General features: G+C 59.9%; 15 protein-coding genes. 3 read left to right on the top strand and 12 right to left on the bottom strand.

Annotated elements, in window-relative coordinates; genetic code table 11:
• Window positions 1-774 precede the first annotated feature (774 nt).
• Window positions 775-1,374, bottom strand: a complete 600-nt coding sequence (locus ACTQXM_RS07400; protein ID WP_441537443.1) for a solute carrier family 23 protein — start codon at window positions 1,372-1,374, stop codon at window positions 775-777.
• 351 nt (window positions 1,375-1,725) lie between these two features.
• Here ACTQXM_RS07400 and ACTQXM_RS07395 point away from each other — a divergent pair, with 351 nt between their 5' ends.
• Entirely contained in the window at window positions 1,726-2,382 is a 657-nt protein-coding gene (locus tag ACTQXM_RS07395) for a helix-turn-helix transcriptional regulator (protein WP_441537442.1), read from the top strand.
• Window positions 2,383-2,626: 244 nt separating this feature from the next.
• On the opposite strand, the gene ACTQXM_RS07390 is transcribed toward ACTQXM_RS07395, so the two are convergent.
• Window positions 2,627-3,004 carry a RidA family protein gene (locus ACTQXM_RS07390; RefSeq protein WP_441537441.1) on the bottom strand — a complete coding sequence of 126 codons (378 nt, stop codon included), beginning with the start codon at window positions 3,002-3,004 and terminating at the stop codon, window positions 2,627-2,629.
• 299 nt (window positions 3,005-3,303) lie between these two features.
• Here ACTQXM_RS07390 and ACTQXM_RS07385 point away from each other — a divergent pair, with 299 nt between their 5' ends.
• Both ACTQXM_RS07385 and ACTQXM_RS07380 read left to right on the top strand, forming a co-directional pair.
• Window positions 3,304-5,799, top strand: coding sequence for a DUF3656 domain-containing U32 family peptidase (locus ACTQXM_RS07385; RefSeq protein ID WP_441537440.1), 2,496 nt, complete (start codon window positions 3,304-3,306; stop codon window positions 5,797-5,799).
• 15 nt (window positions 5,800-5,814) lie between these two features.
• Window positions 5,815-6,474 (top strand): RluA family pseudouridine synthase, encoded by a 660-nt coding sequence (locus tag ACTQXM_RS07380; protein ID WP_441038833.1) that lies wholly within the window; start codon window positions 5,815-5,817, stop codon window positions 6,472-6,474.
• Window positions 6,475-6,925: 451 nt separating this feature from the next.
• Here ACTQXM_RS07380 and ACTQXM_RS07375 read toward each other — a convergent pair whose 3' ends face one another.
• The 10 genes from ACTQXM_RS07375 to rpsS all read right to left on the bottom strand — a co-directional run bounded on the left by ACTQXM_RS07375 (window position 6,926) and on the right by rpsS (window position 12,372).
• Window positions 6,926-7,672: a DeoR/GlpR family DNA-binding transcription regulator gene (locus tag ACTQXM_RS07375; protein WP_427727123.1), complete on the bottom strand. Its 747-nt coding sequence runs from the start codon at window positions 7,670-7,672 to the stop codon at window positions 6,926-6,928.
• A 3-nt stretch (window positions 7,673-7,675) separates the two neighbouring features.
• Window positions 7,676-8,755, bottom strand: a complete 1,080-nt coding sequence (locus ACTQXM_RS07370) for a Gfo/Idh/MocA family protein (RefSeq protein ID WP_441537439.1) — start codon at window positions 8,753-8,755, stop codon at window positions 7,676-7,678.
• A 518-nt stretch (window positions 8,756-9,273) separates the two neighbouring features.
• On the bottom strand, window positions 9,274-9,579 hold the full coding sequence (rplX, locus tag ACTQXM_RS07365; protein WP_006235043.1) for a 50S ribosomal protein L24: 306 nt from the start codon (window positions 9,577-9,579) through the stop codon (window positions 9,274-9,276).
• 13 nt (window positions 9,580-9,592) lie between these two features.
• Entirely contained in the window at window positions 9,593-9,961 is a 369-nt protein-coding gene (rplN, locus tag ACTQXM_RS07360; RefSeq protein ID WP_117734331.1) for a 50S ribosomal protein L14, read from the bottom strand.
• Between the two features lie 118 nt (window positions 9,962-10,079).
• Entirely contained in the window at window positions 10,080-10,340 is a 261-nt protein-coding gene (rpsQ, locus tag ACTQXM_RS07355; protein ID WP_006235040.1) for a 30S ribosomal protein S17, read from the bottom strand.
• 16 nt (window positions 10,341-10,356) lie between these two features.
• The gene (gene rpmC / locus ACTQXM_RS07350) at window positions 10,357-10,572 is read right to left on the bottom strand and encodes a 50S ribosomal protein L29 (RefSeq protein WP_006235039.1); all 216 of its coding nucleotides are present in this window, start codon (window positions 10,570-10,572) and stop codon (window positions 10,357-10,359) included.
• Entirely contained in the window at window positions 10,572-11,009 is a 438-nt protein-coding gene (gene rplP, locus ACTQXM_RS07345) for a 50S ribosomal protein L16 (protein WP_427727118.1), read from the bottom strand. Before rplP ends, rpmC begins: the two co-directional genes overlap by 1 nt.
• Entirely contained in the window at window positions 11,009-11,719 is a 711-nt protein-coding gene (rpsC, locus tag ACTQXM_RS07340; protein ID WP_154514689.1) for a 30S ribosomal protein S3, read from the bottom strand. Before rpsC ends, rplP begins: the two co-directional genes overlap by 1 nt.
• A gap of 6 nt (window positions 11,720-11,725) precedes the next feature.
• Entirely contained in the window at window positions 11,726-12,097 is a 372-nt protein-coding gene (rplV, locus tag ACTQXM_RS07335) for a 50S ribosomal protein L22 (RefSeq protein ID WP_006235036.1), read from the bottom strand.
• A gap of 14 nt (window positions 12,098-12,111) precedes the next feature.
• Window positions 12,112-12,372, bottom strand: a complete 261-nt coding sequence (gene rpsS / locus ACTQXM_RS07330; protein WP_006235035.1) for a 30S ribosomal protein S19 — start codon at window positions 12,370-12,372, stop codon at window positions 12,112-12,114.
• Window positions 12,373-12,390: the final 18 nt, after the last annotated feature.

The following is a 12,390-nucleotide window of genomic DNA, read 5'->3' as shown; positions in this document are numbered from 1 at the left end:
GCGTCGACTAAACGTGCAGCGTGCGCGGGCCCTCCCGACGGGAAACGAAAAAGCCCGGTTTAAAACCGGGCTCGAACAAACACGCCTATTGACAATGGCTTTCTCATATTAGAGGGGTCGACGCCGTTAAGGCATTGACCCCTTGATCAAAGCAACGGCGCTGCCCAGCTATCACCCTTGGGCTGCCGTCGACTTTATTCTACCCACGGTTGCCAGGTTTAACAAATGAATTTTCAGTAACGAGGCCTCGGCGCCCGCTCCTGCGTTCGCTCAACTCGTCGCTCTACTCCAGCCACCACTCAACATCCACGGAGCACTCAACCGCAAATGCTAAAGACCACGCGATCGGGCAAAGCCCCGTCACCAACAACACAGGACGGACCCTCAGCTTCCTTTACGTTATAGCTAGCTATATTATACTTTCCGATAATATAGCTAGCTATAACGTAATTCGACAAGCGGCGCACGCAAAAGGGGCGGTACACCACCGCACACGGACCGTTCCGGAAGCTCCTGACCGCTCTGGTCTCGCTCCTCACAGCGCTCATCGGACTTTCCGAGGCACTCAAGCAGCGTCCGAAGCATAAAAAGAGGGGTCGACGCCGTTAAGGCATCGACCCCTTAATCTAAACAACGACACTGCCCAGCTCTTCACCACTTGGGCTGCCGTCAGCCTTATTTTACCCACGGGACAAACCCTTTGAAGTGCGGCTTGGCGCCGCATGGCGTCGGCGGACGAGGCGATGCGTCCGCCGACGAATAGCACCAAATTGGTTACTTCTTGCTCTCGGGCAAGACCAGATCCACGGCAGCGTCCTTGGCAGCATCGATGTGCTGAGCCACGACCAGCGTCTGCGGAAGGATCAGGTTAAGGACAATGGCCATGATGGCGGTGGGGGTTACGGCATTGGAGCCGATGACGGTGGACACCCAGGTGGGCATGCCCTCGCCGGCAAGGCAACCGCTGGCCATCCAGATACCCAGGCCAAAGAGGACCGCGACGGCACCGCCGACAATCTCGCCGCCCAGCAGCGCACCAAAGCTAAAGCCCGAAGCACCCATAGCCTGCAGGGCCGGCAGGAACGCGAACGAGACGCCCATGACGATGGGCAGGCCGCCGCCGATGCGACGGAAGGGAGCGAAGGCCTGAAGGGCCGTGTCGATTGCCGAAAGAATGAGCGCCACCTGAATGATGTCGGTGCTCTGCTGGCTGTTAAAGCCGTAGACGCCGGCCATGATGACCGCCGGGGTAATGATGCCGGCAAACGATGCCAGTACGTGCTGAAGGGCACACGGAATCATTTCCTTAACGGGCGGCATGCCTTCGCGAGTGAACAGGGCTTCAGTGCCGTTCGTAACCGTCTCCTGGGCCATTTGACCACCAATCCTCGAAGTAGTTGTTTTCGCATCTAGCGCTCTATTGTGACGCAGTGCGGGGTTGAGGTTGTGCCTTCGGTGAATATCGTATTAAAGAATTTTCTCATTCTCAATAATAATTTTTTGTTATCAGACTATTTTTCAGCTGAGACAACGCATTTCCGAAGGTCAGGAAAGTGTCTGGTCAAAATAACATCTAACATTTCTTTTGGTCGACCGCTTACCGCCAAAATCCTACCGTTCGTCTGTATTACGCAATGTACCTGCGAATATACGAGTCAATAGACACCGTGTTACCATGAGAAAAAATTGTTATGAAACTTCCGATTTCATCCAAAGGAGTTGCCCGTGAACGAGACTATACGTCGCTTTTTGCCGATGGTCGATTTCCTGGAGCAGATACTCGGCAAAAACAGCGAAATCGTGCTGCACGATTTCTCGGATCCCGACCACGCCATCGTCGATATCCGCAACGGCATCGTAAGCGGCCGCAAGGTCGGCGGTCCCGCCACCGATCTGGCACTCAAGATCATGCACGATCCCAAGTATCGCGACCTGCCGTTTACTACGGGCTACGAGGGGCGCGGTGCCGGTGGCAAGGCGTTGGAATCCGCATCGTACTTTATTCGCGAGGATAACGAGATCGTCGGCATGCTCTGTGTCAACACCGATCTTTCCACGGTACGCTCCATCAACGCCATGGCTCAGCAGCTCATGGCCTGCTTCGACGCCGTGCCAAGGCAGGCGGAGCCCTCCCCCATCGAGATCGAACGCCTTTCGGAGTCCACGCAGGAGCTCATCGACCGCAGCATTTCCGAATTGCTCGAAAGCCGCGGCCAGGATGTCGCCTCGCTTGGGCAGGCCGATCGCGTGGACGTTATTCGCCACCTTAACGGCAACGGCGTATTTATGCTCAAGGGCGCTGTTGCCTGCGCTGCCACCTCGCTGGGCATCTCGGAGCCCAGCGTCTACCGCTACCTGCAAAAAGTTCGCAAGGAGGGCTAACGAGCAAAATGGAGCGCGGGCAGTCTTTTTGGGACGGGGCTATTTTAGCTACCCTCCCTCTGCCCACGATTTCGATGAGCCGCAAGTAAAATCAATCCTGCATATAGGGGTAGCTAAAATGGCCCCGTCCCAAAAAGACTGCCCTTGGTGGCTCCGCAAGCGATCCGTCACGTGACAAAAGACCCTGCAGCTCACACGCGCTGCAGGGTCTTTTTGCATGTCATGTTTAGTTGTTGCCAACGCCTTAGAGAGCGGCGACGACCTCGATCTCGACCAGACCGCCAGCCGGAAGAGCGGCAACCTGGAAAGCGCTGCGCGCGGGGAACGGGGCCTCAAACTTGGAGGCATAAATCTCGTTCACGGCGGCAAAGTCGGCGATGTCAGCCAGGTAGACCGTGGTCTTGACGACATCGGCAAACGTAGCGCCGGCAGCGGTCAGCAGGGCTTCGACGTTGGCGAGGGACTGCTTGGTCTGGGCCTCGATGCCCTCGGGCAGCTTGCCGGTCACGGGATCGATGCCCAGCTGGCCGGACAGGAACACCATGTTGCCGGTCTGGATACCGGGGGAATACGGGCCGATGGCTGCGGGCGCGTTATCGGAAGACACGACGGTCTTGCTCATGTTTTTCTCCTTACGATCAAATAGAGAGCGTGAGCGCGGCGTTCGCACCGGGAGGCACAGTTCGGTCTGAACACCGCGCTTGATTGGGATAGTAGGGGATGATTTCGCCTGCTGCAAGATAATTATCAGAATGCGAGAATATTTTATCGCCCAACGGTTTCCCCGAACCGCTGAACGGTTCTCCACGGGGTCAGCCAGCCCAGGCTACTGAAGACTTTGTCCTGCTTAGGCTGCGGGCATCGCCCATCGCGACGGCGCCACTATACTTTTGGGTATCTGAGCATTTTGAAAGGCAGGATATGACCGCAACCGCCAGCCGAACCACCAACCGCAGGCCCGAGCTTCTGGCCCCCGCCGGAGGCCCGGAGCCCTTTGCCGCCGCGCTCGCCGCCGGGGCAGACGCCATCTACTGCGGCATGGGCAGCTTCAACGCCCGCCGCAAGGCCACCAACTTTACCGATGAGGCCTTTGAACAGGCCTGCCGCGCCGCGCACCTGGCCGGCTCGCGCGTCTACGTCACGGTCAACATCGTCATCAAGCAGTCCGAGATGAGCGATGCGCTGCAGCTCATCCATCGCTGCTCCACGCTGGGCGCCGACGCCTTTATCATCCAGGACTGGGGCCTGTTCTTTGAGGTCAAGCGCACCATGCCCGGCATCGAGACCCATATCTCGACCCAGGCGAACATCCACGATGACCGCGGAACCATCTGGTGCCGCGAGCAGGGCGCCGACCGCGTGACCCTCTCGCGCGAGCTTTCCATCGACGAGATCGCCGCCATCCACGACGCCGCGCCCGACGTTGACCTGGAGGTCTTTAGCCACGGCGCCATCTGCTTTTGCTACTCGGGCCTGTGCCTGCTCTCGAGCTTTGCCATGGCGGGCCGCTCGGCCAACCGCGGCATGTGCGCCCAGCCCTGTCGCCTGCCTTACGAGCTAATTGACGAAAACGGCCACTCGCTCTCCCCTGCCGGTCGCGAGCGCGCGCTATGCCCGCGCGATACCAACACTTCACAGCTTGTTCGCCGCCTGTATGACGCCGGCGCCGCATCGCTCAAGCTCGAAGGCCGCATGAAGGCGCCCGATTACGTGTACTCCATCGTCGATGTGTATCGTCATCAGATCGATGACATGCTGGCCGGGGCCGTCGTAGATAAGGACGAGGACGCCGCTCGCCAGCGCCAACTCAAGCGCTGCTTTAACCGCGACTTTACGCACGCCTATCAGGACGGCACCTCGGGCGACGAGATGATGAGTTACGAGCGCTCCAACAACCGCGGCCAGATTGTGGGCACGGTGCTGGGCAGCCGTATGGCCAACCGCGACGTGCGCGGGCTCAAACCCGACGACCGTCGTCGCCGCGCCGCCATCGCCCGCATTGAGCTGTTTGAGCCCGTGGGCAAGGGCGACCTGTTGGAGCTTCGTCACGACGATGAGTTCGACCAATTCCTGACCACCATCGCCGCCGATGATGCCGCCGCCGGCGACATCATCGAGTGCCGCGTTCCCCGTAGTATGCCCGAGGGCTGCCGCGTGCGTGTGATTCGCAGCCAGCGCGCCATTGACGCTGCCGGCGCCGCGCTCAAGCGCGACGTGCTGCGCCGCCGCGCCGTAGACGTGTCCGTCGCGGCGCGCCTAGGCGAGCCGTTTACCGTCACGCTCACCTGCTGCGACGACCCCACGCTCACCGCCACCGCCACCGGCTTTACCGTCGAGGCCGCCAAGACCCGCGCCGTCGAGGCATCCGATCTGGTGGAGCATGTGGGCCGCATGGGTTCCTCGCCCTTTGAGGCCGCGAGCTTTGACGTGGTGCTCGATGAGGGCTGTGGCATGGGTTTCTCCGCTGTGCACAAGGTGCGCGCCGCCGCTTGCAAGGCGCTCGAGAAGGCCATTCTGGCGCCTTACGAGGAGCGCGCGAAAACGCTCGAGCTGCCGGCGATTGTCACCAGTGATTCCCGCCCCGCGCCCGAGCACTACCGCGATGAGCCTCAGATCTGCGCCACCGTCACCTCGCTCGACGCCGCCGAGGCAGCGCGCGCGGAGGGAGCCGCGCGCATCTACATGACCACCGACGCGCTCGATGCGGCCGAGCTCTCCCCCGCCGATGCGTTTGAGCAGGGTATTGTTCCCGTGCTCGATGAGGTCTGCCGCGCCGTCGACCACGCGCGCGTCGACCCGTGGGTTGTTGCCGGTGCCACGGTCGCTATTGGCAACATCTCTGAACTTGCCCTGGCCGCCCAGGTTGGTGCCACGGCCGAGATTCGCTCTTGCCTGCCCGTGCACAACACGCCTTGCATGGAGGCACTCGCCGAGCGCGGAGCCGGGGCGTTTTGGCTCTCGCTCGAGATCACGCTCGACGAGATTATCTCGCTTGGTACCTCCGCGCCCGCAGCCCTGGGCATCACCGTTTTCGGCCGCCCGCGCGTTATGACGAGCGAGCACTGTATCCTGCAGGTGGCCAATGGCTGCATCCACGATTGCGCCCACTGCCGCATGCGCGCCCGCAAGCTGTCGCTCAAGAATATCGACGGCAAGGTCATGCCGGTGCGTACCGATATCCACGGCCGCTCGCGCCTGTACGACGCCTACCCCATCGACCTCACACCGCAGGTTCCACAGCTGCTCGACGCCGGCGTGCGCCGTCTCATGGTCGACGGAACCCTGCTCGAGGCCGATGAGATTGGCCGCGCCGTCGCCCGCGTCCGTCGAGCCGTCGAGGCCGCGCAGGCCGGCCGTAAGCCCGCCGCCCGCCTGCGCGGCGCCACTTCGGGCTGCATGTTTGTGGGAATTAGCTAACCGAAAGGCTTACACGTGAACGAAGAACCCCAAGTCCTCTACTGCGACGCCTGGCTCATGGCCATCGATAAGCCCGCCGGCATGATCGTCCACGGCGACGGCACCGGCGAGCGCACGCTTACCGACTATGCCAGCGACCTTTTGCTGGCGATGGGCGACGGCTTTGCCGCGACCGACATGCAGCCGCTCAACCGCTTGGACCGCGACACTACCGGCGTGGTGTTGTTCTCGCTCGACAAGCAGACGCAGCCCGCCTTTGACCAGATGGTCATCGACCACGCCTTCGAAAAGCACTATCTGGCGCTCGCCGAGGGCAAGATCGACTGGAACGAAAAGCTCATCGACAAGCCCATCGCCCGCGACCGCCACGATAGCCGCAAGATGCGCGTCGGTGCCAGCGGCAAGCCGTCGCAGACGCGCGTGAAGGTGCTCAAGCGCCTTAAGAGCCGCCGAGGCCTGCCCACCCGTTCGTATATCGATGTTGAGCTGCTCACGGGCCGCAAACACCAGATCCGCGTGCACCTGGCAAGCGAGCGCCATCCCCTGGTTGGCGACGACCTGTACGGAACGCCGCGCCCCTGTGGCCTCATGCTCCACGCCCACAGCGTATCCTTTACCCATCCCGTAACCGGCGAGCACATCTACATCGAAGCCCCCTGCCCCTGGGAGCCCTAAAACCTGCCAAAAAGGGACAGGTTTATTTTGGCAGGTTTTATCTGGGCAAACGTCAAGCCGCCACGATGGCTCAGCCGCGGCGCCAAAACGTCTCGATCTGTAACAGTTAGAACCCATTTTCCGGTCTATCTGTTACAGATCGAGACATTCAAATCCCCCTCAAGGGAAAATCTCGATCTGTAACAATAACTCGGCAAAATCGGTCCCAGATGTTACAGATTGAGACAAAGGGATGGTGCGGTTCGGAAGTATCTCAATCTGTAACAACTAACCCACTTTTAACGGTCCAGTTGTTACAGACTTAGACAAACCGGCGGACAACGAAAGCGACAACGCCTGTGATGGACGTTGCCGCTTTTCTATTGAGAAAACTACTCGGTTTTCGTTACGAACCACCACAATGGGGACAGGCACCTTTGTGATGGTTTTGGCCTTGGCCTGCTCCTGCTTGCTAGACCGTGATGACGTTGTCCATTGCCCGATACTTGGCGGGTACCTCGCCCGCGGTAATAATCGTTGCGTCGCGAAAATCTGCGAACTTGACGGGCGCCACCATGCCAAATTTACTGGCGTCCGAGATTACAAAGCGCCTGGCCGTATGGCGCATCGAGATGCGCTTAACCTGCGCCTCCTCGATATCGGGCGCCGTGAAGCCCTGCTCGGCGGCAATGCCGTTAGAACCCCAAAAGCCACAGTTGAAGTTGTAGCGGTCTAAGGTTGCCAAGGCATCGGGGCCAACGAGTGCTTCGGTCTCGGGCTTGAGCTCGCCGCCCAGTACCACGGTACGCATGCCGCGCAAAGCGAGGTGCTGAGCATGGAGCACGGAATCGGTCACATAGGTGACATCTTCAAGGTGTGGAAGATGCTCGATGAGCTTGAGCGTCGTCGAGCCCGAGTCGATGTATACAAAGCTCTCGGGCTCCACCAGCGCCGCCGCACGGGCGCAGATACGCTCCTTATCGTCGTTATGGAGGTCGCTGCGCTCATTGAGCGTTAGGTCGCGCGTCACGTGTGCGCGCTCAAGACTCGTCGCTCCGCCGTGGACCTTGGCGATACGGTGTGCTCGATCGAGCGTCTGCAGGTCGCGCCGAATGGTAGACGCCGTCACGCCCAGGGTATCGGCAAGCTCTTGCACAGTAACCGAGCCAGCCTGCTGGACCATCGACACGATCGCGTTGAGCCTATCCTCCGCAAGCATCGCTTACTCCTCCTCGGGGTACACGACTCCCCAGTCGGCGCGGAGCTTGGTCATAAGCTCCATAACATCAGAAGCATAATCCAGAAGCGCGCGCTTCGAATCATCGCCGGCAACGGCCTTCTCCAGGTCGGCCATCTCGTAGCACAGAGCGTATGCCTCGGTGCCGGTGTGGACCTCCTCACGGTGCCCGTCCGCAGTCCACACGATGGTCGCGTGATCGGCGCGGGGATACTCGTTGACCTCGATATAGCACTTGTCAAAGCTGATGACCGAGCGCTTGGGCTGCTTGGAGTGAAGTGTAAGGCTCACCACGCCCAGCTGCTGCTCGGCATTACGGCAGACGATGCCGCCCGCAACGTCAACGCCGGTCTCACAGGTGTTGCCGAGCGAAACGACCTCAACAGGCTGGCTTGCCATAAAGAGGCGCATGACGGACAGGGCATACACGCCAATATCGAGCATGGCACCGCCAGCAAGGTTGCGATTGTAGAAACGGTTGGTCAGGTCGCCGTATTCCTTGTAGCTGCCAAAGTTGAGCTGAGCGAGGTTCATGCGGCCAAACTCGCCGGCATCCATGCGGCGGCGCAGCTCCCGATACAAGGGCATGTGGAGCACCGTGGTGGCGTCCATAAGAACCACGTTATGCTCGTCGGCAATGGCACGCGCTTCGTCGAGCTCGGCGGAGTTGAGGGTGATGGCCTTCTCGCAGAGCACGTGCTTGCCAGCTGCCAGAGCGGCGCGCAGGTAGGTGATATGCGTGTTATGCGGCGTGGTGATATAAACGGCGTCGATGTCGGGATCGGCGTAGAGGTCCTCAACCGTCTCGTACACCTTCTCGACGCCATACTGCTCGGCAAAAGCCTGGGCCTTGGAAAGCGTACGGTTGGCGACGCCCGCAAGCTTGCGGCCGGCAAGGGCGAGAGACTGGGCCATCTGGTTGGCGATAACGCCGCATCCGATCACGGCCCAGCGAAGCTCGGGAGCCGTAAAGATGTCGTTAGGGAACGGCTGATCCTGGACCGAGGCAAACGCCGCCTTAGCGGCTGCTTCGGCGTCGAGCGGGGCCTGTTTGGAATCTGTCATCATGTGCCTCCTGAGTCACCGGAAGTTCTTCATTTCCAACAGCCTTATATTCGCACAAATATGCGCGCATTTGCTTGTATTTGCGTGTTTATTTGTTTATCGGTTATTATTAAACCATAATTAGCAGATATTTGCGCGGCTATGCGCATTATCGCGCAAGACTCTGCGCGTAAATACGCATGCATCGATCGTTATGATGCAGAAAAAGGCGGAACACCAAAACCCCTAAAGGAAAGCAGGCTGTCTTACTCTGCCCCCTAGGGGCATCAGACATCAAAAGACCATCCCTAACTGCCGGCACATAGGGACTGTCCCAGGCTGCCGAAACCTGGGGGCGTTCCCCGTACGACGCTTTCGTGGCAAGACTGTCCCCATCAACTAGCCGTTTAAGAACGTCCCCAACGACTAGTCATTTATGTCTGTCCCCAATGAGTCTGTCCCCAATGAGTAGGGATAGAAAAAGGCCCGGGTGCCGTGGCATCCGGGCCTTTGCTAGCAACTTAGATGTTGCGGGCAGCTTAGAACTTGTGGCCGCACTTCTTGCAGACGCGCAGCTTGTTCTTGCCGTCCTTCTCGTGACCGACGCGGGTAACCTTACCGCACTCGGGGCAAACGAGATTGACGTTGGAGGCATCGATAGGAGCCTCCTGCGAAACGATGCCGCCCTGCTGGTTGGCAGCGTTGGGCTTGACGGCCTTCTTGACGACCGAAACGCCCTCGACAACGACCTTGTTCTCGGCGGGGAGAGCACGCAGGACAACGCCCTGCTTGCCGCGATCCTTACCAGAGAGAACCTGGACCTTATCGCCCTTCTTGATATACATATATCTCCCCTAACTACAGGGTCTCGGGAGCGAGCGAGACGATCTTCATGTACTTCTTGTCACGAAGCTCGCGAGCGACGGGCCCGAAGATACGGGTGCCGACGGGCGAACCATCGTTGTTGATGACAACGCAGGCGTTATCATCAAAGCGAATGTAGGAGCCATCCTTGCGGCGGATCTCCTTAACGGTGCGAACGACGACGCAACGGACAACGTCCTTCTTCTTGACGTTGGCGCCAGGGGTAGCCTCCTGGACAGCACCGATGAACACATCGCCGATGCCTGCATAACGACGCTTGGAACCGCCAAGCACCTTGATGCAGCGAATCTTGCGAGCGCCGGAGTTGTCGGCGACGTTCAGCATGGTTTGCATCTGAATCATGGTAGATGTTCCTCCGAACTAAGAACCGAAGAGAGGTGCGCAGCCTTTATACGGCCCGTGGTATGCAAGCCAGGCATACGCACATCTTCGGAAACGTACAAGTCGTAAGAGCGACTGCTTATTTAGCGCGCTCGACGACCTCGATGAGGCGCCAACGCTTCATCTTGGACATAGGACGGGTCTCCATAACGCGGACGGTGTCGCCCACGCCAGCCGTGCACTCCTCGTCGTGAGCGTGCAGCTTCTTGGAGCTGGTCATCATCTTGCCGTACTTGGGGTGACGCTTGCGCTCGGTGATGGTGACAACGATGGTCTTGGCACCGGAGACGGAGGTAACGACACCCGTACGGACCTTACGCGAGTTACGCGAATCAGTCATGTTCTCTCCTTAGGTCCTACTCGGCGACAGCGGACTTCTCCGCTGCGATCTCGCGGGCGCGCTGCTCCGTGAGGACGCGAGCGATGTCCTTCTTCACGGTGTTGACGCGAGCGGTGTTGTCCAGCTGGCTGGTGGCCATCTGGAAACGAAGGTTAAAGAGCTCGGCGCGCATTTCCTTCAGCTTCTCAACGAGCTGAGCGTCCGAGAGCTCACGAATCTCTGCGGGCTTCATTAGTTCTCCTCCTCGGCCGTCTCTGTAGCGGCAGGCTTAGCGACGATCTTGGTCTTGATGGGGAGCTTGTGCTGCGCCAGACGCAGAGCCTCGCGAGCGACCTCCTCGGGCACGCCCTTGACCTCGAACATGATGCGGCCGGGCTTGACGACGGCCACCCACTCCTCGGGGTTACCCTTACCAGAACCCATGCGAGTCTCGGCAGGCTTCTTAGTGATGGGCTTATCGGGGAAGATCGTGATGTAGACACGACCGCCACGCTTCATGTAGCGGGTCATGGCAACACGAGCGGCCTCGATCTGACGGTTGGTGATCCAATGGGCCTCGAGAGCCTGGATACCAAACTCGCCGAAATGCAGCTCGGTATTACCCTTGGCCTGGCCCTTCATGGAGCCACGCTGCACCTTGCGGTGAAGAATACGCTTAGGGGCAAGCACTACTGACCCCTCCTCTCGGAGTTACGACGACGAGGACGGGAAGAGCCCTCGAGTGCAGGGTTGGGAACAGGCTGGCCCGGGAGCTTCTCGCCCAGGTAGATCCAGACCTTCACGCCGCAGGCACCCATGGTGGTGCTGGCGACAGCCGTGCCGTAGTCGATCTTGGCACGGAGGGTGTGCAGAGGCACGCGACCCTCACGGTACCACTCACGACGGCCCATCTCGGCACCGCCGAGACGACCGGAACACTGGATACGGATGCCCTTGGCGCCGGCCTTGCGGGCGGACTGGACAGCCTTGCGCATGGCGCGACGGAAGGCAACGCGGCCCTCGAGCTGCTCAGCGATAGACTGAGCAACGAGGTTGGCGTCGAGCTCGGGGCGCTTGATCTCGACAACGTCGACGGAGAGCTGGCCCTTGGAGACGCCAGCGACCTTCTCGAGCTCGGTGCGGAGGGTATCGATCTCGGCACCCTTCTTACCGATGACAACGCCGGGGCGAGCGGTGAAGATGATGACCTTCACCTTGTCGCCAGCGCGCTCGATCTCGACGCGGGAGACAGCTGCGCGGGAGAGACGCTTCTCGAGGTACTTGCGGATCTCGAGATCGTTACCGAGGGTCTTAGCGTAATCCTTCTCTGCGAACCAGCGGGAGCGCCAGTTCTCGGTGATGCCAAGACGGAAGCCGGTGGGGTAGACTTTCTGACCCATACAGCTTTACGCCTCCTTTCGAGGAGCAACGACGACGGTGATGTGGGAAGTACGCTTCAGAATGCGAGAAGCGGAACCCTTGGCGCGGGGACGGATGCGCTTAAGCGTCGGACCCTCGTCAACATAGGCAGCAGCGACAACCAGGTTGTCGGCACGCAGACCGTTGTTGTTCTCGGCGTTCGCAACGGCGGAACGGAGAACCTTCTCGACATCCACGGCGACGGCGCGGTCGCAGAAGTGGAGGATGTCGAAGGCCTGAGCGACAGGCTTGCGGCGGATCAGATCGACCACCAGGCGGGCCTTGCTGGGGGAAACACGCACGTACTTAGCGACGGCGCGAACCTCGGTGGCCTCAGTTTCAATAGACTTAGTTGCCATTTACGGTTAACCCCCTATTTGGCCTTGTGGCCACGGAACGTACGAGTCGGCGCAAACTCGCCGAGCTTGTGACCAACCATGGACTCGGTAACATACACGGGCACATGCTTGCGGCCGTCGTGGACGGCGATGGTGTGACCAACCATCTCGGGGAAGATGGTGGACGCGCGGGACCAGGTCTTCACGACGTCCTTCTTGCCAGCCTCGTTCATCGCGGTGATACGCGAGAGAAGGCGAGTCTCCACGAACGGGCCCTTTTTGAGACTTCTGCTCATAAGTGCTTTCTCCTAAAA

Origin of the sequence: Collinsella sp. LCP19S3_D3 (genome assembly GCF_052121455.1) — a bacterium.
In the GTDB taxonomy this organism is placed as follows: domain Bacteria; phylum Actinomycetota; class Coriobacteriia; order Coriobacteriales; family Coriobacteriaceae; genus Collinsella.
This window is presented reverse-complemented; position numbering and strand designations above follow the sequence as displayed.

What these genes read in the sequence shown, in the direction of transcription:
- rplX (WP_006235043.1), bottom strand. Translation starts at nt 9,579, where the DNA reads ATGTATATCAAGAAGGGCGATAAGGTCCAGGTTCTCTCTGGTAAGGAT.
- rplN (WP_117734331.1), bottom strand. Translation starts at nt 9,961, where the DNA reads ATGATTCAGATGCAAACCATGCTGAACGTCGCCGACAACTCCGGCGCT.
- ACTQXM_RS07370 (WP_441537439.1), bottom strand. Translation starts at nt 8,755, where the DNA reads ATGACAGATTCCAAACAGGCCCCGCTCGACGCCGAAGCAGCCGCTAAG.
- rpmC (WP_006235039.1), bottom strand. Translation starts at nt 10,572, where the DNA reads ATGAAGCCCGCAGAGATTCGTGAGCTCTCGGACGCTCAGCTCGTTGAG.
- ACTQXM_RS07390 (WP_441537441.1), bottom strand. Translation starts at nt 3,004, where the DNA reads ATGAGCAAGACCGTCGTGTCTTCCGATAACGCGCCCGCAGCCATCGGC.
- rpsC (WP_154514689.1), bottom strand. Translation starts at nt 11,719, where the DNA reads ATGGGTCAGAAAGTCTACCCCACCGGCTTCCGTCTTGGCATCACCGAG.
- ACTQXM_RS07375 (WP_427727123.1), bottom strand. Translation starts at nt 7,672, where the DNA reads ATGCTTGCGGAGGATAGGCTCAACGCGATCGTGTCGATGGTCCAGCAG.
- ACTQXM_RS07385 (WP_441537440.1), top strand. Translation starts at nt 3,304, where the DNA reads ATGACCGCAACCGCCAGCCGAACCACCAACCGCAGGCCCGAGCTTCTG.
- rpsS (WP_006235035.1), bottom strand. Translation starts at nt 12,372, where the DNA reads ATGAGCAGAAGTCTCAAAAAGGGCCCGTTCGTGGAGACTCGCCTTCTC.
- rplV (WP_006235036.1), bottom strand. Translation starts at nt 12,097, where the DNA reads ATGGCAACTAAGTCTATTGAAACTGAGGCCACCGAGGTTCGCGCCGTC.
- ACTQXM_RS07400 (WP_441537443.1), bottom strand. Translation starts at nt 1,374, where the DNA reads ATGGCCCAGGAGACGGTTACGAACGGCACTGAAGCCCTGTTCACTCGC.
- rpsQ (WP_006235040.1), bottom strand. Translation starts at nt 10,340, where the DNA reads ATGACTGATTCGCGTAACTCGCGTAAGGTCCGTACGGGTGTCGTTACC.